The organism is Paraburkholderia sp. SIMBA_030, assembly GCF_046535245.1.
GTDB lineage: Bacteria > Pseudomonadota > Gammaproteobacteria > Burkholderiales > Burkholderiaceae > Paraburkholderia.
In genome coordinates this window covers 139,617-162,373 of sequence record NZ_JAWRXB010000016.1, presented here as the reverse complement: position 1 = coordinate 162,373, position 22,757 = coordinate 139,617, and the positions used below count along the sequence as shown (strand labels likewise).

At 63.3% G+C, this 22,757-nt stretch carries 16 protein-coding genes; 10 read left to right on the top strand and 6 right to left on the bottom strand.

The features are described 5' to 3' along the window. Positions 1 to 43 precede the first annotated feature (43 nt). On the top strand, positions 44 to 1,948 hold the full coding sequence (locus tag SB772_RS26400; protein WP_410836123.1) for a propionate--CoA ligase: 1,905 nt from the start codon (positions 44 to 46) through the stop codon (positions 1,946 to 1,948). 38 nt (positions 1,949 to 1,986) lie between these two features. On the opposite strand, the gene SB772_RS26395 is transcribed toward SB772_RS26400, so the two are convergent. Both SB772_RS26395 and SB772_RS26390 read right to left on the bottom strand, forming a co-directional pair. Further along, positions 1,987 to 2,793: a 5'-methylthioadenosine/adenosylhomocysteine nucleosidase gene (locus tag SB772_RS26395; RefSeq protein ID WP_410836122.1), complete on the bottom strand. Its 807-nt coding sequence runs from the start codon at positions 2,791 to 2,793 to the stop codon at positions 1,987 to 1,989. After that, a complete protein-coding gene (locus SB772_RS26390) occupies positions 2,790 to 5,141 on the bottom strand; it encodes a UvrD-helicase domain-containing protein (RefSeq protein WP_410836121.1) in 2,352 nt (783 codons plus the stop codon). The genes SB772_RS26395 and SB772_RS26390 overlap by 4 nt, the downstream gene beginning before the upstream one ends. A 257-nt stretch (positions 5,142 to 5,398) precedes the next feature. Here SB772_RS26390 and SB772_RS26385 point away from each other — a divergent pair, with 257 nt between their 5' ends. Both SB772_RS26385 and galU read left to right on the top strand, forming a co-directional pair. Beyond that, on the top strand, positions 5,399 to 8,278 hold the full coding sequence (locus SB772_RS26385) for a valine--tRNA ligase (RefSeq protein WP_410836120.1): 2,880 nt from the start codon (positions 5,399 to 5,401) through the stop codon (positions 8,276 to 8,278). Positions 8,279 to 8,351: 73 nt separating this feature from the next. Continuing rightward, positions 8,352 to 9,233, top strand: coding sequence for a UTP--glucose-1-phosphate uridylyltransferase GalU (gene galU / locus SB772_RS26380; protein WP_410836119.1), 882 nt, complete (start codon positions 8,352 to 8,354; stop codon positions 9,231 to 9,233). A 142-nt stretch (positions 9,234 to 9,375) separates the two neighbouring features. Here the strand turns inward: galU and SB772_RS26375 are convergent, their stop codons facing one another. From SB772_RS26375 to SB772_RS26360, 4 genes are all read right to left on the bottom strand, one after another. Further along, positions 9,376 to 9,603, bottom strand: a complete 228-nt coding sequence (locus SB772_RS26375) for a sulfurtransferase TusA family protein (protein ID WP_115102597.1) — start codon at positions 9,601 to 9,603, stop codon at positions 9,376 to 9,378. 157 nt (positions 9,604 to 9,760) lie between these two features. Next, entirely contained in the window at positions 9,761 to 10,813 is a 1,053-nt protein-coding gene (locus tag SB772_RS26370) for a Gfo/Idh/MocA family oxidoreductase (RefSeq protein WP_410836118.1), read from the bottom strand. Then, positions 10,810 to 11,835 carry an inositol 2-dehydrogenase gene (iolG, locus tag SB772_RS26365; RefSeq protein ID WP_410836117.1) on the bottom strand — a complete coding sequence of 342 codons (1,026 nt, stop codon included), beginning with the start codon at positions 11,833 to 11,835 and terminating at the stop codon, positions 10,810 to 10,812. Before iolG ends, SB772_RS26370 begins: the two co-directional genes overlap by 4 nt. Continuing rightward, on the bottom strand, positions 11,828 to 12,709 hold the full coding sequence (locus tag SB772_RS26360) for a MurR/RpiR family transcriptional regulator (RefSeq protein ID WP_410836116.1): 882 nt from the start codon (positions 12,707 to 12,709) through the stop codon (positions 11,828 to 11,830). The genes iolG and SB772_RS26360 overlap by 8 nt, the downstream gene beginning before the upstream one ends. 273 nt (positions 12,710 to 12,982) lie before the next feature. Here SB772_RS26360 and SB772_RS26355 point away from each other — a divergent pair, with 273 nt between their 5' ends. The 7 genes from SB772_RS26355 to iolB all read left to right on the top strand — a co-directional run bounded on the left by SB772_RS26355 (position 12,983) and on the right by iolB (position 22,018). Continuing rightward, positions 12,983 to 14,029 carry a sugar ABC transporter substrate-binding protein gene (locus SB772_RS26355; protein ID WP_410836115.1) on the top strand — a complete coding sequence of 349 codons (1,047 nt, stop codon included), beginning with the start codon at positions 12,983 to 12,985 and terminating at the stop codon, positions 14,027 to 14,029. Between the two features lie 187 nt (positions 14,030 to 14,216). Next, entirely contained in the window at positions 14,217 to 15,371 is a 1,155-nt protein-coding gene (locus SB772_RS26350; protein WP_410836114.1) for an ABC transporter permease, read from the top strand. Between the two features lie 13 nt (positions 15,372 to 15,384). Beyond that, entirely contained in the window at positions 15,385 to 16,209 is an 825-nt protein-coding gene (locus SB772_RS26345; protein WP_410836113.1) for an ATP-binding cassette domain-containing protein, read from the top strand. A 65-nt stretch (positions 16,210 to 16,274) separates the two neighbouring features. Then, entirely contained in the window at positions 16,275 to 18,314 is a 2,040-nt protein-coding gene (locus tag SB772_RS26340; RefSeq protein WP_410836112.1) for a bifunctional 5-dehydro-2-deoxygluconokinase/5-dehydro-2-deoxyphosphogluconate aldolase, read from the top strand. Continuing rightward, entirely contained in the window at positions 18,311 to 20,284 is a 1,974-nt protein-coding gene (gene iolD / locus SB772_RS26335) for a 3D-(3,5/4)-trihydroxycyclohexane-1,2-dione acylhydrolase (decyclizing) (protein WP_410836111.1), read from the top strand. Before SB772_RS26340 ends, iolD begins: the two co-directional genes overlap by 4 nt. A 10-nt stretch (positions 20,285 to 20,294) precedes the next feature. Further along, a complete protein-coding gene (iolE, locus tag SB772_RS26330) occupies positions 20,295 to 21,221 on the top strand; it encodes a myo-inosose-2 dehydratase (protein ID WP_410836110.1) in 927 nt (308 codons plus the stop codon). Then, positions 21,218 to 22,018, top strand: a complete 801-nt coding sequence (iolB, locus tag SB772_RS26325) for a 5-deoxy-glucuronate isomerase (RefSeq protein WP_410836109.1) — start codon at positions 21,218 to 21,220, stop codon at positions 22,016 to 22,018. The genes iolE and iolB overlap by 4 nt, the downstream gene beginning before the upstream one ends. The last annotated feature ends 739 nt before the right edge of the window (positions 22,019 to 22,757 follow it).

Here is a 22,757-nt window from a genome sequence, read left to right as displayed (position 1 = left end):
GACTCGAGACTCGTTCACTCACGCCGCAGAAGGATCGCCGCCGATGACAAGCTATCGCGACTTCCACCGCCGTTCGATCGAGAACCCCGAGGCATTCTGGCGCGATGAAGCGCGGCGGATTCATTGGGAGACGCCGTTCGACAGCGTGCTCGACCGCTCGAATCCGCCCTTCGCGCGCTGGTTTATCGGCGGGCGCACGAATCTGTGCCATAACGCGGTGGACCGGCATCTGGTCGAGCGCGCGCAGCAGAACGCGCTAGTGTATGTGTCGACGGAAACCGGCATCGAGCGGCGCTACACATACGCCGATCTGTACGCGGAAATCAACCGCATGGCCGCGGCGATGCGCTCGCTAGGCGTCAAGCGCGGCGACGTCGTGCTGCTCTATCTGCCGATGATCCCTGAAGCGCTGTTCGCGATGCTCGCCTGCGCGCGGCTCGGCGCGATTCACTCGGTGGTGTTCGGCGGCTTCGCCGCGCCGAATCTCGCCGCTCGCATCGACGACGCGAAACCCGTGCTGATCGTCACCGCCGACGCCGGCGCGCGCGGCGGCAAAGTGATCGACTACACGCCGCTGGTCGACGAGGCGCTCGCGCGGGCGGCGCACAAGACCCCGCACGTGTTGCTGATCGACCGGCAGCTCGCCCCCGAGCGTCTGAACGCAAGCTATCTGGTCGACTACGAGCCGCTGCACGAGCAGTTTTTCGACGCCCATGTGCCGTGCGAATGGCTCGAATCGAACGAGCCTTCGTATGTGTTGTACACATCGGGCACGACCGGCAAGCCGAAGGGCGTGCAGCGGGATGTGGGCGGCTATGCGGTGGCGCTGGCGGCATCGATGGAACACATCTTTCAGGGCCGGCCCGGCGACACGATGTTCACGGCGTCGGACGTGGGGTGGGTGGTCGGCCATAGCTACATCGTCTACGCACCGCTGATTGCAGGCCTGACCACCGTGATGTACGAAGGCACGCCGATTCGCCCCGACGGCGGCATCTGGTGGCGCCTCGTCGCGCAGCACAGGATCAACCTGATGTTCACCGCGCCGACCGCACTGCGCGTGCTGAAAAAGCAGGATCCGGCGCTGCTGAAGAACGCCGACCTGTCGAGCCTGCGCGCGCTGTTCCTGGCCGGCGAACCGCTCGACGAACCGACCGCCGCATGGATCGCCGACGCGCTCGGCAAGCCGGTGATCGACAACTACTGGCAGACCGAGACCGGCTGGCCGATTCTGGCGATTCCGCGCGGCGTTCAGGCACTGCCGACCAAGCTCGGTTCGCCGGGCGTGCCGTCTGCCGGCTTCAACCTGACCTTGCGCAACGAACTGACCGGCGAGCCCTGCGCGCCCGGCGAAAAAGGCGTGCTCACGCTCGGTTATCCGCTACCGCCGGGATGCATGTCGACCGTGTGGGGCGACGATCAGCGCTTTGTCAGCACATACTGGTCGAGCATCCCGAACCAGCAGGTCTACTCGACGTTCGACTGGGGCATTCAGGACCAAGACGGTTATGTGACGATCCTCGGCCGCACCGACGACGTGATCAACGTCGCCGGTCATCGGCTGGGCACGCGCGAAATCGAGGAAGCGTTGTCGAGCCACGCGGCGGTCGCGGAAGTCGCGGTGGTCGGCGTGACGGATGCGCTGAAGGGCCAGGTGGCAATGGCGTTCGTGGTGCTGCGCGACGCGCAGGCCTATGACGACGACAATGCGCGGGCGAAGCTGGAAGCGAATCTGGCCGCGACGGTCGACCGGCAGCTCGGTGCGATTGCGCGGCCGGCGCGCGTGCATGTGGTGTCGATGCTGCCGAAGACGCGCTCCGGCAAGCTGCTGCGCCGCGCGATTGCGGCGTTGGCGGAAGGACGCGAGCCGGGGGATTTGCCGACGATCGAAGATCCGGCGGCGTTGCAGCAGGTGCGCGAAGCGCTGGGTGGAGCGGGACAAAGTTAGCTCGCCTTGCCGATCCGCTGCAGATCCGGCGCGAAGGGTCAGACCGCGCTACGCGCCTCCAGAAACCGCTTCAGAATCGCGTTCGAATAGGTCCCGGCGATCTCCGTGAGAAACGACGCGAACGACGCCGGCGCGTGATCGTCCGCGGTATCCGAGATGGTTCGCACGACCGCGCACGGCACGCCGTACTCGTGACAGACCTGCGCGATCGCCGCGCCTTCCATCTCGACAGCCAGTGCATCCGGCAACGCATCGCGCAAGGCCTGTACCCCGGCCGCGCTGGCGACGAACTGATCGCCGCTGATGATCAACCCGCGATGCACTTGCGGCGTGTGCGTGCCGAAGCGCGCCGCCGAAGCCATGCCCTCGTCGACGACAAACCGTTCGCACGCGGCAGCGAGTTGCCCGGCAAGCGCCGCGTCGGCGGTAAACCGGGACATGCCGAGCAGCGGCACTTCAAAGCGCGGAAACAGCGGTGTTGCATCGAGATCGTGTTGCAGCAGCGCGTTCGCGACGACGATATCGCCAACCCGCACTTCCCGCCCCACGCCGCCCGCGACACCCGTGAACACAACCGCCTCGACATCGAACGCATGAATCAGCGCGCTGACGGTTGCCGCCGCCGCGACCTTGCCGACCCGCGCCAACGTCACCACGCACGGCGCGCCGTGCACAGTGCCGAGGTGATAGTCGCGCTGACCGTGCGCGACGGTGCGCACACCGGACTCGCCGCGCATCGCGTCGATCAGATCGCCGAGTTCCTGGGGCAACGCCGCCAGAATGCCGAGCGGACGATGGGTGACAGGCGCGCCGCTTTGGGCGGCATCGATACGGGCTGTACTCATTCGACCGCCTGCAGTTTCGCGACCGCGAGCGCCAGCCACTTCTCGCCATGCCGCTTGAATTTGACTTGCGCTTTCGCGTCGGTGCCGCCGCCTTCGAGCGCGGTGATCGTGCCTTCGCCGAACTTGGTGTGGAACACTTGCTGGCCGACGCGGAAACCGGTTTCCGCCGCGCGCTGTTCGTTGGCAAAGGCCGGCAACGGCGCGGGCGTCGACGACGCTGCGCCCGTATACCCCGGCCGCGCGAACCAGTCGCGCCCATAACCGGCGTTGTCCGAGCGGCCGCCCCAGCGCGCGCCCGCCTCGACCTTCGGCGTGAGCCACTTGAGCGTTTCCTGCGGCAGTTCGTCGAAGAAACGCGAACGGATGTTGTAGCGCGTCTGGCCATGCAGCATCCGGCTCTGCGCGAACGACAGATACAAACGCTCCTTCGCCCGCGTGATCGCCACGTACATCAGACGGCGCTCTTCCTCCAGACCGTCCGATTCCATCGCGCTGTTCTCGTGCGGGAACAGCCCCTCTTCGAGACCGGTGATGAATACCGCGGTGAATTCCAGGCCCTTGGCCGCGTGCACCGTCATCAACTGCACGGCTTCCTGGCCTGCTTGCGCCTGATTGTCGCCCGCTTCGAGCGACGCGTGCGACAGGAAGCCGGCGAGCGGCGTCATCGTGTCCGGGTTTTGCGCCGGATCGGCGAGGTCCGGCGCATCCAGCACGACCGTGTTCGGATCGTCGGTGGCAACGGCGAGTTCGGGTGCCGCGGTGGCGCCGGGACGCAGCGGAATCGAGCGCGCCGGCGTATCCATGCCGTAGCCTTCCTCGCTGACGAAGGCGGCGGCGGCGTTGACCAGTTCCTGCAAGTTTTCCAGCCGGTCCTGGCCTTCGCGTTCGTTCTGATAGAACTCCGCGAGACCGCTCGTGCGGACCACGTATTCGACCGTTTCCGGCAGGCTCATCTGCTGCGTTTCCGCGCGCATCCTGCCGATCAGATTCGCGAAGCCGGCGAGACTCGAACCCGCCTTGCCCGCGACATACGGAATCGCCGCGGCCATCGAACAGTTGTAGAGGCGCGCCGCGTCCGCGAGTTGCTCGATCGAACGCGCGCCGATGCCGCGCGTCGGGAAATTGACGACGCGCGCGAACGCGGTGTCGTCGTTCGGATTGTCGATCAGGCGCAGATACGCGAGCGCGTGCTTGACTTCCTGACGCTCGAAAAAGCGCAGACCGCCGTACACGCGATATGCGATGCCCGCATTCACCAGCGTGTGTTCGATCGTGCGCGACTGGGCGTTGCTGCGGTACAGGATCGCGATTTCGCTGCGCGACGTGCCCGTGCCGATGAGCGCCTTGATTTCCTCGACGATCCAGCCGGCTTCCTGCGTATCGGTCGCGGACTCATACACGCGCACCGGTTCGCCGTGCCCCGCGTCGGTGCGCAGATTCTTGCCCAGACGGCGCGAGTTATTGGCGATCAGTTGATTGGCCGCATCGAGAATATGGCCGTGCGAGCGATAGTTCTGCTCGAGCTTGATCAGATGACGGACGTTGAACTCGTGTTCGAAGTCGCGCATGTTGCCGACGTTCGCGCCGCGGAACGCGTAGATCGACTGATCGTCGTCACCGACGGCGAAGATCGAGTTGGCCTGGCCCGCGAGCAGCTTGAGCCAAGCGTATTGCAGCTTGTTGGTGTCCTGGAACTCGTCGACCAGAATGTGGCGGAAGCGCGCCTGATAGTGGGCGCGCAGCGGCGGGTTATGCGCGAGCAGTTCGTAGCAGCGCAGCAGCAGTTCCGGAAAATCGACGACGCCTTCGCGCTGGCATTGCTGATCGTAGGCTTCGTAGAGTTCGACGAATTTGCGGTTGAAGTTGTCGGTGGCGTCGACGTCTTTCGGGCGCAGGCCTTGTTCTTTGGCGTTGTTAATGAAGTACTGGAGATTTTTCGCCGGGTACTTTTCGTCGTCGATGTTGAGGCCCTTCATCAGACGCTTGATAGCGGAGAGTTGGTCCGCGGTATCAAGGATCTGGAAGGTGGCCGGCAATCCGGCGTCACGATGATGAGCCCGCAGCATGCGGTTGCAGAGACCGTGGAAGGTGCCGATCCACATGCCTCTTGTGTCGATCGGCAAAAGCGCCGAGAGACGCGACATCATTTCGCGGGCGGCTTTATTGGTGAAGGTCACCGCCAGAATGGTCGCGGGCGATGTCAGCCCGTGCTGGATGAGCCACGCGATGCGCGTGATCAGGACGCGGGTTTTGCCGCTGCCCGCGCCGGCCAGGATCAGCGCCGGCTCGTTTGGCAGCGTTACCGCGGCGTGTTGTTCGGGGTTTAGATTGGCTAGCAGATCGGGCATTTTGTGGGAGGGACGGCAAGTGCGTCCGACATTATATGCCCCTCCGGCGCTGCGGGTTTCCTGGGTTTTTTGGGGGTTTCCTGCCCTCCCGGCGCGTGGTGTCTGTGTGCCGCGAGAGCAGGAGAAAACCGGCAAAGGCCCGCGCCGCAAGGCAGCCACCCAGGCGCCGCACAGACAAACAAAAACCCGATCCAGGGTTCCCACGCGCAGCGCCGCTTATAATCGAACATTCTTTGCATCTTCCAGCAGACCGACACATGAGCGAGACCCCGAGCGATACCACCTCCACCCTTGCAAAGAGCTTCGAGCCCCACACCATCGAAGCCCATTGGGGCCCCGAATGGGAAAAGCGTGCCTACGCGGCGCCATCCTTCGACGGGAACAAGAAAGACTTCTCGATTCAACTGCCGCCCCCGAACGTCACGGGCACCCTCCACATGGGCCATGCGTTCAATCAAACGATCATGGACGGCCTCACCCGCTATCACCGCATGCTCGGTGAAAACACCCTCTGGGTGCCGGGCACGGACCATGCGGGCATCGCCACACAAATCGTCGTCGAACGTCAACTGGACGCCCAAGGCATCTCGCGCCACGACCTCGGCCGCGAAAAATTCACCGAACGCGTCTGGGAGTGGAAGCAGCAATCCGGCTCGACCATCACGAATCAGGTGCGCCGTCTCGGCGCATCGATCGACTGGTCGCGCGAATACTTCACGATGGACGACAAAATGTCGGCCGCCGTGCGCGATGTGTTCGTACGCCTGTATGAACAGGGCCTGATCTATCGCGGCAAGCGCCTGGTGAACTGGGACCCGGTGCTGCTCACCGCCGTGTCCGACCTCGAAGTGGTCAGCGAGGAAGAAAACGGCCACCTCTGGCACATCCAGTACCCGCTCACAGACGGCTCAGGCCATCTGACAGTCGCCACCACGCGTCCGGAAACCATGCTCGGCGACACCGCCGCGATGGTCCATCCGGAAGACGAGCGCTACGCGCGCCTGATCGGCAAAACAGTCACGCTACCGCTCTCCGGCCGCGAAGTCCCGATCATCGCCGACGACTACGTCGATCGCGAATTCGGCACCGGCGTGGTCAAAGTCACGCCCGCGCACGATTTCAACGACTATCAGGTCGGCCTGCGCCACAAACTGCCGCAAATCGAAATCCTCACGCTCGACGCGAAGATCAACGACAACGCGCCGGAAAAATATCGCGGCCTGGACCGTTTCGAAGCGCGCAAGCTGGTCGTCGCCGACCTCGAAGCGCTCGGCCTGCTCGAATCCGTCAAGCCGCACAAACTGATGGTGCCGCGCGGCGACCGCACCGGTGTCGTCATCGAGCCGATGCTGACGGACCAATGGTTCGTCGCAATGAGCAAGCCGGCCCCTGAAGGCACCTTCAATCCGGGCAAGTCGATCGCGCAAACGGCGCTCGACGTGGTGCGCGGCGGCGAAATCAGGTTCGTGCCGGAAAACTGGACCACGACCTACTATCAATGGCTCGAAAACATCCAGGACTGGTGCATCTCGCGGCAACTCTGGTGGGGCCATCAGATCCCGGCGTGGTACGGCGAAAACGGTGAAATCTTCGTCGCCAAAACGGAACAGGAAGTTCGCGCCAAGGCCGCCGCGGCCGGCTACACGGGCGCCCTGAAGCGCGACGAAGACGTACTCGACACCTGGTTCTCGTCGGCGCTGGTGCCGTTCTCGTCGCTCGGCTGGCCGAACGAAACGACCGAGCTCAAGCACTTCCTGCCGTCGTCGGTGCTGGTCACCGGTTTCGACATCATCTTCTTCTGGGTCGCGCGCATGGTCATGATGACCACGCACTTCACCGGCAAGGTGCCGTTCGACACGGTCTACGTGCACGGCCTGGTGCGCGACCACGAAGGCCAGAAGATGTCGAAGAGCAAAGGCAACACGCTCGACCCGATCGATATCGTCGACGGCATCGATCTCGATACGCTGGTCGCCAAGCGCACCACCGGTCTGATGAATCCGAAGCAGGCCGCGTCGATCGAAAAGAAAACCCGCAAGGAATTCCCGGACGGCATCCCGGCCTTCGGCACGGACGCGCTGCGTTTCACGATGGCGTCGATGGCCACGCTCGGGCGCAACGTCAACTTCGATCTGGCGCGCTGCGAAGGCTATCGCAACTTCTGCAACAAGCTGTGGAACGCCACGCGTTTCGTGCTGATGAACTGCGAAGGCCACGACTGCGGTTTCGGCAAGCCGGAACAATGCGGCGAATGCGGCCCGGACGGCCACCTGAATTTCTCGTCGGCCGATCGCTGGATCGTCTCGCACCTGCAACGCGTCGAAGCGGAAGTCGCCAAGGGTTTTGCCGACTATCGCTTCGACAATGTGGCCAACGCCCTATACAAGTTCGTGTGGGACGAATACTGTGACTGGTATCTCGAACTCGCCAAGGTTCAGATCCAGACGGGTCAGCCGAACCAGCAACGGGCCACGCGCCGCACGCTGTTGCGCGTACTCGAAACCGTATTGCGCCTCGCGCATCCGGTAATTCCGTTCATTACCGAAGCGTTGTGGCAAAAAGTAGCGCCGCTGGCCGATCGTTATCCGCAAGGCAAAACAGAGGGCGAAGCGTCCATTATGGTGCAGCCCTACCCCGTCGCCGACCTGTCGAAGCTCGACGAAGAGGCGGAGCAATGGGCGGCGGACCTGAAAGCAGTGATCGACGCGTGCCGGAATCTGCGCGGCGAAATGAATCTGTCGCCGGCGACCAGGGTGCCGTTGCTCGCGACTGGCAACGCCGGGCGCCTGCGCACCTTCGCACCGTACGCTCAGGCGTTGGCCCGTTTGTCGGAAGTGCAGATCATTACCGACGAGGCGAGCCTGGACGCGCAGGCGGATGGCGCGCCGATTGCTTTCGTGGGGAACGACAAGCTGGTGCTGAAGGTGGAAATCGACGTGGCGGTCGAGCGCGAACGTCTGTCGAAGGAAATTGCGCGGCTGAGCACGGAAGTCACCAAATGCAATGCTAAATTGCAGAATGAAAGTTTTGTTGCAAAGGCGCCGCCCGCGGTCGTTGAGCAGGAGCAGAAAAGGCTGGCAGAATTTGAAACCACCATCGGCAAGCTGAAAGCCCAGCTGGCGCGCTTGCCGGCCTGATCGAAGGCTCCGCGCCCGCCTCCCGAGGGCGGGCGCGGATCTGAAGCTAAACCAGAGGACTCAGGGTATTCACATGCTAAAAGTTACAAAGGCGGTATTTCCGGTAGCAGGTCTCGGCACCCGGTTCCTCCCTGCCACGAAGGCAAGCCCGAAGGAGATGCTGCCGATCGTCGACAAGCCGCTGATTCAATACGCAGTGGAAGAGGCAATGGCGGCCGGCATCACCGAAATGATCTTCGTCACGGGCCGCAGCAAGCGCGCGATCGAGGACCACTTCGATAAGTCATACGAAATCGAAGCGGAACTGGAAGCGCGCGGCAAGGACAAGCTGCTGGAACTGGTGCGCAGCATCAAGCCGAGCCATGTCGATTGCTTCTACGTGCGTCAGCCGGAAGCGCTCGGTCTCGGCCATGCGGTGATGTGCGCCGAAAAACTGGTAGGCGACAACCCGTTCGCCGTCATTCTCGCGGACGACTTGCTGTACGGCACGCCGCCCGTGATGACGCAGATGATCGAGGTGTTCGACCACTATCACAGCTCGGTGATCGGCGTCGATGAGATCCCGGCCGCGGAGACGAAGTCGTACGGCATCGTTGACGGTAAGGAGTGGGAAGACTCGATTATCAAGATGTCGGGCATCGTCGAAAAGCCGGAGCCGGCCGTTGCGCCGTCGAATCTCGGCGTGGTGGGCCGCTACGTGCTGAAGCCGCGGATCTTCGAACATCTGCGCGCGTTGAAGCCGGGCGCAGGCGGCGAATTGCAGCTGACGGACGCAATTCAATCGCTGCTCGCCGACGAACAGGTGCTGGCGTACAAGTACCACGGCACGCGTTTCGACTGCGGCAGCAAGCTCGGTTACCTGAAGGCGACGGTCGAGTTCGCGCTGCGTCACCCGGAAGTGGCGGCGGATTTCGAAGAGTACCTGCGTACGCGTTCGCCGGTGCTGGAAGGCTGAACGGCGGTTTGCCGGGAAGCTTGTTCGGACCCCGGCATGAAGTAAAAAAGGCGCTGTACCCCGTGTTTGCGGGCACAGCGCCTTTTTGTTTTGGGGCGCGAGACGTTTTGCGCAACTCTGCGCGGCTAAGCCGAAATCCGTGTCAGCGCCGGCGCATCAAGAAGGTAAAGATCTTGTCTTGCGCCGAGCTTTCGACGATTTCATTGCCGGTTTGCTTCGCGAACGCGGCGAAATCGCGCTGCGAGCCTGGATCGGTGGCCAGCACCTTGAGGATCTGACCGCTTTCCATGTCGGCGAGCGCCTTCTTGGCGCGCAAAATGGGCAGCGGGCACATCAGCCCGCGCGCATCGACTTCCTTGTGAATCTGAATTTGCATCGACGATGACCTTCGGGATGAGGCGTCGCGGACGACGCCGTACTTGAGGGTCAAATTCTACCGCAGGCTGTGTTTGGCCGCCGGGCGGAGTGGTTGCAGCCCAGCGGCCCACGGAGAACATAAAGCGCCGCGAAAGCAAACAGCCACAGCGCTATAGCATCACCGCCTCCCCGCTCTGAAGCGAAGTCCGCAACGCGGTAGCGATCCGCGTCGCCTCGAGCGCATCGGCGAGCGTCGCGCCCGCGCGCGCATGTGCTACCGCGCCCGCGTGCACGCCACCTTGCACGGCGGCAACGAACGCCCGCGCCTCATGCAGAAACGCCTCCTCGAATCGGTCAAAAAAACTCGGCGTACATTCGTTGCGGACGCCCGTGGCATCATAAATCTCAACGCGATTCGCCCGCGGGTTGTGTCCGATCGCCAACGCACCGCCCGTCCCGATCACTTCGCTATGCGTATCGTTACCGTGTGCCTGCGTGCGCGACGCATAAAACATCGCGAGCTTGCCGTCCTCGAACTCGCAGATCGCCACGCCGTTATCGACGTCGCCAAATTCGCGCAGACCCTCGTGCAATGCGACCGCGCCCGCCGCAAACACGCGTTTGGCGCGCGGCTTGCCAAGTAGCCAGCGCGCGACGTCGATGTCGTGCACCGTGCAATCCAGAAAAATCCCGCCGGAAGTTGCGGCAAAACGCACGAAGAAGCCGTCGTTGTCGTTCTTGTCCGTGGTTTGCGAGCGCACCAGAAAAGGCCGGCCGATTACGCCCGCCTCGATCTTGTCGAACGCGTCCTTGTAGCTCGGATCGAAACGCCGCATGAAACCGATGGTCGCTTGCAGCTGCGGGTAGCGCGCGGCTTCGGCCAGCACGCGCTCGCACTCGGCAATATCCAGCGACAACGGCTTCTCGCAGAACACATGTTTGCCGGCGCGCAACGCATCGACGATCTGTTGCGCGTGCAACGACGAAGGCGTGACGAGCCACACCGCGTCCACCTCGCGATTGGCGAGCAAGTCCGCGTAGTCGTCGTAAAGAAGCGACTCGGGCAACGCCTCGCGCGCCCATGCCCGCTCCTCTTCCAGCGGACTGCAAGCGGCCACCAACGAAGCGCCCGGCACGCGATACGCCAGGTTCTCCGCGTGACGCTTGCCCAACCGCCCAAGGCCGACCACGCCGATACGCACTGCTTGTGTACCCGTCTTCATCGCGATGCCTCGCCCAGTTTTATCGCACGCCCTTCGCGCCACGAACGCGTGGCGGCGTCGGCGAGTTCGAGCGCTTTCAGACCGTCGGCGACGGTTGTGCGAACCGGCTTGCCGTGCGTGATCGCGTCGAAGAAATGCGCGATTTCCAGTGCATACGCGGCGCGATAGCGTTCGAGGAAAAATGCTTCGGGCACGTCGCTCGATACTTCGGTTTTCGAGTACGCGGTGACTTCAGTGGGTCGCACATTGCCTGCCTGCAACATGCCGGCGCTGCCGAGCACTTCGAAGCGCTGGTCGTAGCCATACGCCGCGCGGCGCGCCGTGTTGATCTGACACAGGCGGCCGCGCTTCGTGCGGATCGTCACCGCGGTCGAATCGATGTCGCCCGCCTCGGCAATCGCCGGGTCGGACAGACAACTGCCGGTGGCATGCAGCGTGTCGGCTTCGTCGTCGAGAATCCAGCGGAAGATGTCGAAGTCGTGAATCAGCATGTCCTTGAAGATGCCACCCGAGTGGCGGATGTACTCGACCGGCGGCGCGCCCGGATCGCGGCTCGTCACCACCAGCATTTCCGGCGTGCCGATTTCGCCTGCTTCGACGCGCGCTTTCAACGCGGAGAACGTCGGATCGAAGCGGCGCTGGAAACCGATCATGCACACCACGCCCGCACGCTCGACCGCTTCTGCGCAGGCGCGCGCCCGCTCCAACGTCAGGTCCACCGGCTTCTCGCAGAACACATGCTTCTTCTGCGCGGCGGATTTCACGATCAGATCCGCATGCGTGTCCGTACTCGAACAGATCACCGTCGCGCCGATCGACGCGTCGCCCATTGCGACGTCGATATCCGCGACCTGGGCGCCGTGTTCGGCGGCGAGCGCCGCGGCCGCCTCGCGATTCACGTCGACCACATACTTGAGCCGCACACCCGGTTGCCGCGCAAGATTCGCCGCGTGAATCCTGCCGATGCGCCCTGCGCCAAACACCGCTACATCAATCGTCTTGCCGCCTGCCGTTTCAGTCATCGTATCCTCCAGTGTCTTTGGCTTCTTCCACGTTCAATTCGAGCTTGTACGCGAGCGCGATGAACAACGCCTGGCACAAACAGATCGTGCTGGTCAGCGAGCGGAACGCAAACGCGCTGCCCTCTTTCACATACAGTTGCGTGGTCGCATAGCGCGCGAGCGGCGACAACTGGCTATCGGTAATCACCAGCGTCTTCGCCTGATGATGATGCGCGACGCGCAAGCAATACTGCGTTTCCTTGCCATACGGCGCGAAGCTGATCGCAATCACCACGTCGCCCTTTTTAACGCTGCGGATCTGCTCGCGATACATGCCGCCGAAACCCGACACCAGATGCACGCGCTTGGGCGTGTGCTGCAACGCGTAGACGATGTAGCTCGCCACCGGAAAAGAGCGCCGCACGCCGATCACGTAGATGTTGTCGGCCTGTTGCAGCATCTTCACCGCGGCATCGAATTGCGTGTCGTCGAGACCGGCTTCGAGTTCTTCAAGACCGCCGCGAGAGGCCGCGATGAATTCGCGCGCCACCGCGCCGCCGGACAACGCGCCGGGCTTCTCGTCGATCAGCTTGCGAATCCTCTGCTGATAGCTCGGCGACGACGTGCCCTGCCCCGTATAAGCCTGACGAAACACCGCCTGCAAATCGGAGAACCCGGAAAAGCCGAAGCGTTGCGCAAAGCGCACCACCGCCGACGGGTGCACACCACAACTCGCCGCGATATCGCTGGTGCGATCCACCATGACGCTCGCGCGATGCTGCTCGAGATACGTCGCGACGCTCTTCAACTGACGCGGCAGCGCTTCGTAGTTTTCCGCGATGCGCTGCATCAATTCTTCGACGCTCGGCAGCTCTTCTGTGCTCTGTTCCGCCATGGCTCTCTCTTCGTGGCTCTATTGCAGTGCGGCAGGGCCTCTGCAGGCCCGCTGCAAGGCATGTCGACGCTGCCGATTATAGGCAGGTGCCACGTCAAATGGAACGTATTTTCCATTTTTATTTGTCATGAAATTTTCATTGCAACGCCTCGAAAGATGACCTAATCTTGGTCGTGAGCGATGGTGCTTCGGCCGACATGTGCAGATACATGTACAGATGGACGGCCCGCCAGACGCTCCTTCAATAACGACAGACCGAGAAAGGTGGAGACAATGAGACTTTGCAATGGCAAGGCTACGCTCAGGATTCTGGTAACGGCATTGACGTTGGCGACGGGGTTCGGTGCGGCGTCGGCCGCCCGCGCCGCTGACGCTCACTTCGTGCTGATCAGCCACGCGCCGGATTCGGATTCGTGGTGGAACACGATCAAGAACGCCATCAAACAGGCCGACGAAGACTTCAACGTCGAGACCGACTACCGCAATCCGCCGAACGGCGACATCGCCGACATGGCACGCCTGGTCGAACAGAGCGCCGCACGCAACTACGACGGCGTGATCGTCTCGATCGCCGACTTCGACGTGCTCAAGAGTTCGATCGCCAAGGTCACTCAGAAACACATCCCGCTCGTCACGATCAACTCCGGCACCGAAGAGCAAAGCGCGCAGCTCGGCGCGATCATGCACGTCGGCCAGCCGGAATACACCGCGGGCAAAGCCGCCGGCGAAAAGGCGAAGGCCGCGGGCATCAAGTCGTTCCTGTGCGTCAACCACTACGCGACCAACCCGGCTTCGTTCGAACGCTGCCGCGGCTTTGCCGAAGCGATCGGCGTCGACTTCAAGGCCTCCACGCTCGACGTCGGCCAGGACCCGACCGGCGTGCAATCCAAGGTGAGCGCGTACCTGCGCAATCACCCGAACACCCAGGCGGTACTGACCCTCGGCCCGCTGTCGGCGGCACCGACGATCAAGGCGCTGCAGCAGATGGGCCTCGCCGGCAAGGTCTGGTTCGCGACCTTCGACTTCGACAATGACATCGCCAAGGGCATCCAGGACGGCACGATTCAGTTCGCGATCGACCAGCAACCGTACCTGCAAGGCTATATCCCGGTCGCCGTGCTCGCCGTCGCGAAGAAGGAACACACCACCGATCCGGCGAAGATCCGCCAGATCCTGCAGGCGAATCCGAAGTTCCAGCAGCGTCTGGCCACTTACGGCCTGGCGCCCGCTTATGGGCCGCGCAATATCGGCTCCGGCCCGGGCTTCATCACCAAGGCCAATATCGACAAGGTCGTGAAATACGCCGGGCAGTACCGCTGACGGTTTGCGCAGGGAGGACGGACACGGGAGAACCGTTCCGCCAGGTATGAAGAACGTGGATGCGGCCGGCCGCGACCGGCCGGGCCGCCCCACGCCAGCATTCGCGATGTTTTACATGCTTCTACATGCATCAGGCGCCACGGCCGGTCACTGACTGCCACCTACCGGCGCATCAAGGAGAGCTTCAATGGGCGTAGCCAACCCCTTCCACTTCCATTCGCGCAAGCAGACCCCGTCCGCAACCGGGACAACTGCAACGTCCGACGAGCGCGTCCGCCAGGAATCCTGGTTCAGGCATCTGCTGAACCGTCCGGAATTCGCGGCGCTCGCCGGCACGGTGATGGTGTTCCTCGTGTTTGGGTTTGCGGCCGGCAATTCGGGCATGTTCAACCTCGACGGCGTGATGAACTGGTCGCAAGTGGCCGCGTATCTTGGGCTGATCGCGGTCGGCGCGTGCCTGCTGATGATCGCCGGCGAATTCGATCTGTCGATCGGCTCGATGATCGGTTTTGCGGGCATGATGGTCGCGCTGCCCACGATGTACTTCCATTGGCCGATTGCGTTGTCGATCCTGTTCGCGTTCGCCGGTTCGATGCTGCTCGGCGCGCTCAACGGCTACCTCGTGATGCGCACGCGGCTGCCGTCGTTCATCGTCACGCTGGCGTTTCTGTTCATTTTGCGCGGGCTCACGCTGGCGCTCTCGGTGATGTTCGCCGACCGCACGATCATCTCCGGCGTGGGCGACGTTGCCGCTCACGACTGGTTCGCCCATACCTTCTTCCAGGGCGTCGCGTTCAAGGGCCTGTTCGTCTGGCTCGGCCACATCGGTATCGTCAAGCTGCTCGACGACGGCAGCCCGCTCGTGCCCGGCATTCCGAAAGTCCTGCTCTGGTGGTTCGCGCTGGCCGCGGTCTGCGCGTTCACGCTCGCCAAAACCCGCTTCGGCAACTGGATTTTCGCGGTCGGCGGCGACGCCAATGCGGCGAAGAACGTCGGCGTGCCGGTGCGGCGCGTGAAGATCTCGCTGTTCGTGCTGACCGCGTTCTGCGCATGCCTGTTCGCCGTGCTGCAAGTGTGCGATATCGGCTCGGCCGCGGCCGACCGTGGCTTGCAGAAGGAATTCGAAGCGATCATCGCCGCGGTGATCGGCGGCACCTTGCTGACGGGCGGCTACGGTTCGGTAGTGGGCGCGAGTTTCGGCGCGCTTATCTTCGGCGTCGTGCAGATTGGTATCACATACACCAACGTGAACTCCGACTGGTTCCGCGTGTTCCTCGGCGTGATGCTGCTGATCGCCGTGCTGTTCAATCATTATGTGCGCCGCCGCGTCGCGCAATCGTAACGAGGAGACGAACATGTCCGATACGAATACCGTGAACACCGCTAGCGCGCCGCAGAACGACGTGATCCTCTCACTCGAAAACGTCAGCAAGTACTTCGGCACGGTGATCGCACTGAGCGGCGTGACCCTGCGCCTGAAACGCGGCGAAGTGCATTGCCTGCTCGGCGACAACGGCGCCGGCAAATCGACGCTGATCAAGACGCTTGCCGGCGTGCATCAGCCCTCCTCCGGTCAGTATCTGGTGGACGGCAAACCGGTGCAGTTCGAATCGCCGAAAGACGCGCTCGATCTCGGCATCGCCACCGTCTATCAGGATCTGGCACTGGTGCCCCTACTGTCCGTGGCGCGCAATTTCTTCATGGGCCGCGAGCCGCAGAAGAAAATGTTCGGTTTCCTGAGCGTGATGGACCTCGATACCAGCGCGACCACCGCGCGCAACAAACTCGCTGAAATGGGCATCAACGTTCGCGATCCGCATCAGCCGGTCGGCACGATGTCCGGTGGCGAGAAACAATGCCTCGCGATCGCGCGGGCGATTCACTTCGGCGCGCGCGTGCTGATCCTCGACGAGCCGACGGCTGCGCTCGGCGTCAAGCAGAGCTTCAACGTGCTGAAGCTGATCCATACGGCGCGTGCGAAAGGCATTTCGGTGATTTTCATCACGCACAACGTGCACCACGCGTATCCGATCGGCGATTCGTTCACGCTGCTCAATCGCGGCAAATCGCTCGGCACCTTCACGAAAGACACCATCAGCAAGGACGAAGTACTCGACATGATGGCCGGCGGCGCCGAAATGCAGAAGATGATCGGCGAACTCGACGGCGCGACGATCTGATTCATTCGCGCGTGTTGCAGGCGCTTGCCGCGCCTGCTGCCGCGCCCAGCTATTCAGGAACATTCATGGCTCATTCCAGCACCTCCAGCGGGTCCGGCGTAGACCCGGCCGGCGCCAGCCGCTTCGCGCCGGGCCGCAGCCGCGACATCGTCTGCCTCGGCCGCCTCGCCGTCGATCTGTACGCGCAGCAAGTGGGCGCGCGGCTCGAAGACGTGTCGAGCTTCGCGAAGTACCTCGGCGGTTCGTCGGCGAATATCGCGTTCGGTTGCGCGCGGCTCGGGCTCGCGTCGGCGATGCTCGCGCGCGTCGGCAACGATCATATGGGCCGCTTTCTCACCGAGACGCTTACGAGAGAAGGTTGCGACGTCAGTCACGTGCGCGTCGATCAGGCGCGCCTGACCGCTTTGGTTCTGCTCGGCCTGAAAGATCGCGACACGTTCCCGCTGATCTTCTATCGCGAGAACTGCGCGGACATGGCCGTCGACGAAGCGGATTTCGACGAGGCGTTCATCGCGTCGTCGAAAGCGCTGTTGATCACCGGCACGCATTTCTCCACCGAACAGGTGAACCGCGCGAGCCGCCGCGCCTTGGACTACGCGCGGCGCAACCAGGTGCGCACCGTGCTCGATATCGACTATCGTCCGGTGTTGTGGGGTCTCACGGGTAAAGCGGACGGCGAAACCCGCTTTGTCGCCGACGAAGGCGTGACCGCGCATTTGCAACGCATCCTGCCGCTGTTCGATCTGGTGATCGGCACCGAGGAGGAATTCCGCATCGCCGGCGGCAAGACCGAACTGATCGACGCGCTCGCGATGGTCCGCGCCGTGACGCCGGCCACGCTGGTTGTCAAACGCGGGCCGCTGGGCTGCCAGATCATCGACGGCAACGTGCCCGCAACGCTTGACGATGCGCCGATTCATGGCGGCGTGGAAGTGGAAGTGCTGAACGTGCTCGGCGCAGGCGATGCGTTCGCGTCCGGCTTCCTTTCCGGATGGCTGCGCGATCAACCGCTTGAAGCCTGCGCGCGTGCCGCGAATGCGAGCGGCGCGCTGGTCGTGTCGCGTCACGGCTGCGCCCCGGCAATGCCGACGCCCGCCGAACTCGACTACTTCCTGCGCGAAGCCAAAGCCGATCCGCAACGCATGCGCCGGCCGGATCGCGACGCGACGCTTGCGCGTCTGCATCGCGTCTCCCCTGCCCGCAAGCAATGGGACGAAGTACTCGGCTTCGCGTTCGATCACCGCAACCAGTTCTTCGAACTCGCGCAGCAAACCGGCGCCGACGAAGCGCGCATCGCGCAACTGAAAGGCCTGTTCGTCGAAGCCGTTGCGCAGACGGAAAGCGCGCTAGGTTTGCAAGGCCGCATCGGCGTACTGATCGACGACCGCTACGGTCAGGATGCGTTAAACGATGCGACGGGCCGCGGCTGGTGGATCGGCCGCCCGGTCGAACTGCCCGGCTCCGTGCCGCTGGTGTTCGATCATGGCCGCTCGATCGGCACAACCTTGATCGCCTGGCCGCAGGAGCACATCGCCAAGTGCCTCGTGCAATACCATCCGGACGAAGCCGTCGAACAGCGCCTCGAACAGGAGGCGCAACTGCGCGCGCTATACGATGCCACGCAAGCGAGCGGCCATGAATTGCTGCTCGAAGTGATTCCGCCGAAGCATGCGCATCTGCCGCAGGCGCCGGACGTCGTCTATCGCGCGTTGAAGCGGCTCTACAACATCGGCATCTATCCCGAGTGGTGGAAGCTCGAACCGATGGATGCCGCGCAATGGCAAGCCGTCGATGCGCTGATCGCCGAACGCGATCCGTATTGCCGGGGCGTGGTGCTGCTCGGTTTGTCGGCGGCCGTCGAGCAGTTGAACGAGGGCTTTCGCGCGGCAGCCCGATCGGCGACGTGCCGCGGCTTTACGGTTGGCCGCACGATCTTTCACGAGCCGAGTCATGCGTGGCTCGCCGGCGAGATCGGCGACGACGAATTGATCGCGCGCGTGCGCCGCACGTTCGAAACGCTGATCGCGTCGTGGCGCGCGACCCGCGGCACGGCGACTACGCAGCGTAGCGCGGCGGGCCACGTTCATCAGGAGCAGGCGGCATGAACCAACGCGTGTTGCATCACGATACGGCGTCCGCCAACGACGCCACCCAGACGCACGCGCCGTCGGGCGGCACGGTCCGCCTGACGACCGCGCAAGCGCTGGTCCGTTATCTCGCGGCGCTGCGCGTCGCGACTGAAGACGGCAGCGCCACCGAGCCGCTCTTTGGCGGCGTATTTGCGATCTTCGGCCACGGCAATGTCGCCGGCATGGGCGAAGCCTTGTATCAGCATCGCGACGAACTGCCCACACTGCGCGCCCATAACGAACAGGCGATGGCGCATAGCGCGATTGCATACGCGAAGGCGCATTTCCGGCGCCGCATGATGGCGGTCACGACATCGATTGGACCGGGCGCGACGAATCTGGTGACAGCCGCCGCGCTCGCGCATGTGAATCGTCTGCCGGTGCTGCTATTGCCCGGCGATGTATTCGTCTCCCGTGCGCCCGATCCGGTGTTGCAGCAAGTCGAAGATTTCCATGACGGCGGCATCTCCGCCAACGATGCATTCAAGCCGGTGTCGCGCTACTTCGACCGCATCGTGCATCCGGCGCAATTGCTCAACGCGTTGCCGCGCGCCGTGCGCGTCTTGACTGATGCCGCGCTGTGCGGACCTGTCACGCTTGCGTTGCCTCAGGACGTGCAAGCGCAAGCATGGGACTTCCCAACCGACTTCTTTACGCCGCGCGTCGTTACATTTCATTCGCCCGCGCCGCGCGCCGAAGATATCGAGGCAGCCTTCATGCGCCTGCGGCGCGCCAGGCATCCGTTGATCGTCGCGGGCGGGGGCGTTCTGTATGGACGCGCAACCGATGCGCTGCACCGCTTCGCCACCGCGCACGGCATTCCGGTCGCGGAAACGCAGGCCGGCAAAGGCTCGCTCGCGTGGGACGATCCGTTGAACGCCGGCGCGTTGGGCGTGACCGGTTCGCCCGCCGCGAACGCACTCGCGCACGATGCCGATTGCGTGCTTGCGATCGGCACGCGCTTGCAGGATTTCACGACCGGCTCGAACACCTTGTTCACGCAGGCCGACGTGATCGGCATCAATGCCAATCCGTTCGACGGCATCAAGCATCGCGCGCTGGCGGTCGAAGCCGACGCGCGTCTCGCGCTCGATGCGCTCGACGCGCATCTGCAAGGCTGGCACGCGGATCGCACATGGACCGCGCGCGCGCACAAACTCGCGGCGAGCTGGCGCGACACGGTGAGTACACTCACGCATGCGCCGCAACGCGACACCGTGCTGCCGTATGAAGGCGACGTGATCGGCGCGGTGCAACGTTCGAGCACGCGGTCCGCGCTCGACGACATTGTCGTGTGCGCCGCTGGAACCTTGCCTGCCGAGTTGCACAAGCTGTGGCGTGCCGGCAAACCCGGCGCGTATCACGTCGAGTACGGTTACTCGTGCATGGGCTACGAGATCGCCGGCGGCCTCGGCGTGAAGCTCGCGCGGCCCGCGCGCGAAGTGATCGTGATGCTCGGCGACGGCAGCTATCTGATGATGAACAGCGAAATCGCGACCTCGGTGATGCTGGGCACGAAGTTGATTATCGTGGTGCTCGACAATCGCGGCTACGGCTGCATCAACCGCTTGCAGCAGGCGTGCGGCGGCGCACCGTTCAACAACCTGCTCGACGATTGCATGCAAGGTCCGCTTGGCGCACCCAAGATCGACTTCGCGGCACATGCTCGCTCGCTCGGCGCTCAGGCCGAGCATGTCGCGAATGTCGCCGAACTCGAAAGCGCGCTGCAACGCGCGCGCGCCGCCGATCGCACGTACGTGATCAGCATCGACACCGACCCAGCTCGCACCACTGACGACGGCGGCTGGTGGTGGGAAGTCGCCGTGCCCGAAGTGTCGGCGCGCGACACCGTGCGCGCCGCGCGTGCGCGATACGACGCACAACTCGCTGCACGCTCCGAACCTGGCGAGCCTGCCGACCCCGCCGGCTCCACCGACAACGAATGAGGACGCCCGCATGACTGCTTTCGACGTACGTATCGGCATCAACCCGTTATCGTGGATGAACGACGATCTGCCGTCGCTCGGCGGCGAAACGCCGCTCGACGTCGCACTGACCGAGGGTCGCACGATCGGCTATCAGGGCTTCGAACTCGGCAACAAGTTTCCGCGTGAGCCGCAAGCGCTGAAGACGCTGCTTGCCCAATACGATCTGGCCTTGGTTTCCGGGTGGTACTCAGGACGGCTGGCGCGACGCAGCGTCGAAGCGGAAATCGCCGAAGTCGGCCCGCATCTTGACCTGCTCGCGCAGAATGGCGCGACGGCGATGGTGTATGGCGAAGTCGCCGATTCGATCCAGGGCGCGCCGCGACCGCTGTATCAACGGCCGCGTTTTTTCAGCGAGGCGCAGTGGGACGCCTACGCGTCTCGTGTCGATGAATTCGCGCGCTACACGCTCAGCCGCGGCGTGCGGCTTGCCTACCATCATCACATGGGCGCGTATGTCGAAACGCCGGCCGACGTCGATCAACTGATGTCGCGCACGAGCGACGCAGTCGGTCTGCTGTTCGACGCCGGGCACATCACGTTTGCCGGAGGCGATCCGGTGGCGGTGCTCGACAGGCATATTGCGCGCGTGTGCCACGTCCACTGCAAGGACGTTCGGCCGGCGGTGATGAAGCTTGCGCGCAATCGCAACTGGAGCTTTCTCGATGCCGTGATTAACGGCGCGTTCACTGTTCCGGGCGATGGCGCGGTGAATTTCCCGGCCATCGTCGATCGGTTGAAGCGGCATGGTTATCGCGGCTGGCTGGTGGTCGAAGCTGAACAGGATCCGGTGGTCGCGCCGTCGTTCGACTATGCGCAAAAGGCATACCGGACATTGCGAGCGTTGGTGGATGCCCCGCTTGAGGCCGGTGGCACGACTGGGCAGGAGGCAGCATGAGTTTATTGGTGAAGGCACAGCGCGAGGGCCAGACGATCGCGCGGGTCACGCCGGAGTCGGCGTGTTGGCGGTATGTGGGGTTTGCCGCTTATCGGCTGGGTGAGAACGAGGTCGTGCATGTGTTCGAGCCGTCGCGGGAAGTTTGTATTGTGGTGCTGACGGGCACGGTGGATGTCGAGACCGCTGACTCGACATGGCGCTCTTTGGGGTCGCGCGACAGCGTGTTCGAAGATGCTGCGCCCTATGCCCTGTATTTGCCGCCGGGCGTGCGGGCGACTGTTCGGGCTTGTCGCGACGCGGAGATCGGCGTGGCTAGCGCGCCTGCTAAAGGTATGTATCCGGCGAGGTTGATCGAGCCTTCTTCCATGACGCGCTCGACACGTGGGAAGGGGTTAAATACGCGATACGTATGCGATATTCTTCCGCAGACTGAGCTTGCCGAATCTTTGCTTGTTGTCGAGGTTAGGACCCCTGGTGGACATGCGTCCAGCTATCCGCCGCATAAGCACGATACCGATAATGTTCCTCATGAGAGTTCGCTCGAGGAGACTTATTATCATCGGCTCGATCCACCGCAAGGGTTTGCTTTTCAGCGCGTGTATACCGATATGAGGGACATCGACGAGTCCATGGCGGTTGAAGATCACGACGTCGTGATGGTGCCGCGTGGGTATCATCCGGTTGTTGTTCCCTATGGGTACGAGTCCTATTACTTGAATGTCATGGCTGGTGGGCAGAGGGTTTGGCATTTTCGTAATGATCCGGCGCATGAGTGGATTATTGATAAGGATCGTTGATGGGGGTCTTGCCTTTGGCGGCGGCATTGTCTGTGTGCCTGCGGTGTTGGCCTTTCCTTGTTTTCGTATTGGTTTATTAGCGTTCCCCCTGTGCGGGGGGGCACCTACTTTTCTTTGCCGGCCGCAAAGAAAAGTAGGCAAAAGAAAGCGGCTCACACCGCCAGTTCTTAAGCGGGTCCCCTGGCTCGGAGGAGGTAGTGGTGCATCTGGAATCCGTGTTCTCGCACATTCCGCACCGGTGACAAGGCCGTCATACTTCCGGCGGCGCTGCGCGCGCCGCGGCGGTACTTCTCAACACCGGTTGAGCGCATGCGCTTCCGGCATCATTTCCGGCATCATCCTTCCCGCCTCGCACTACGTGCTTGCCGGAGCGGTCTGCCAGGGAAACCCTTGGCTTCGTTTGCGCGCGGTGGGAGCCATCGGCTTCGCCTCGGCGAAGTACCCGAATGTGCGAGTGCTGGCCATCACACAGAGCGAAGAGCCGGTACGACAGTGAGGATTGGCGATGCAACGGCGGGCCACCGCGCCGGGCAAAACGCGAGCGCCGCGGCAAGGCATGGGAGATGCAAGGGTGAGCCACCGTGCCGCGCAAAACGTCGCCGCGAAATTGTCAGGCGGGCCTGATGAAGTACCGCCACGGCGCGCGCAGCGCCGCCGGAAGTATGACGGCCTTGTCACCAGCGCGGAGTGTGCGAGAACACCGATTCCAGATGCGCCACTACCTCCTCCGAGCCAGGGG

Coding starts and splice junctions, on each gene's coding strand:
- SB772_RS26400 (WP_410836123.1), top strand. CDS start 44: ATGACAAGCTATCGCGACTTCCACCGCCGTTCGATCGAGAACCCCGAG.
- SB772_RS26395 (WP_410836122.1), bottom strand. CDS start 2,793: ATGAGTACAGCCCGTATCGATGCCGCCCAAAGCGGCGCGCCTGTCACC.
- SB772_RS26390 (WP_410836121.1), bottom strand. CDS start 5,141: ATGCCCGATCTGCTAGCCAATCTAAACCCCGAACAACACGCCGCGGTA.
- SB772_RS26385 (WP_410836120.1), top strand. CDS start 5,399: ATGAGCGAGACCCCGAGCGATACCACCTCCACCCTTGCAAAGAGCTTC.
- galU (WP_410836119.1), top strand. CDS start 8,352: ATGCTAAAAGTTACAAAGGCGGTATTTCCGGTAGCAGGTCTCGGCACC.
- SB772_RS26370 (WP_410836118.1), bottom strand. CDS start 10,813: ATGAAGACGGGTACACAAGCAGTGCGTATCGGCGTGGTCGGCCTTGGG.
- iolG (WP_410836117.1), bottom strand. CDS start 11,835: ATGACTGAAACGGCAGGCGGCAAGACGATTGATGTAGCGGTGTTTGGC.
- SB772_RS26360 (WP_410836116.1), bottom strand. CDS start 12,709: ATGGCGGAACAGAGCACAGAAGAGCTGCCGAGCGTCGAAGAATTGATG.
- SB772_RS26355 (WP_410836115.1), top strand. CDS start 12,983: ATGAGACTTTGCAATGGCAAGGCTACGCTCAGGATTCTGGTAACGGCA.
- SB772_RS26350 (WP_410836114.1), top strand. CDS start 14,217: ATGGGCGTAGCCAACCCCTTCCACTTCCATTCGCGCAAGCAGACCCCG.
- SB772_RS26345 (WP_410836113.1), top strand. CDS start 15,385: ATGTCCGATACGAATACCGTGAACACCGCTAGCGCGCCGCAGAACGAC.
- SB772_RS26340 (WP_410836112.1), top strand. CDS start 16,275: ATGGCTCATTCCAGCACCTCCAGCGGGTCCGGCGTAGACCCGGCCGGC.
- iolD (WP_410836111.1), top strand. CDS start 18,311: ATGAACCAACGCGTGTTGCATCACGATACGGCGTCCGCCAACGACGCC.
- iolE (WP_410836110.1), top strand. CDS start 20,295: ATGACTGCTTTCGACGTACGTATCGGCATCAACCCGTTATCGTGGATG.
- iolB (WP_410836109.1), top strand. CDS start 21,218: ATGAGTTTATTGGTGAAGGCACAGCGCGAGGGCCAGACGATCGCGCGG.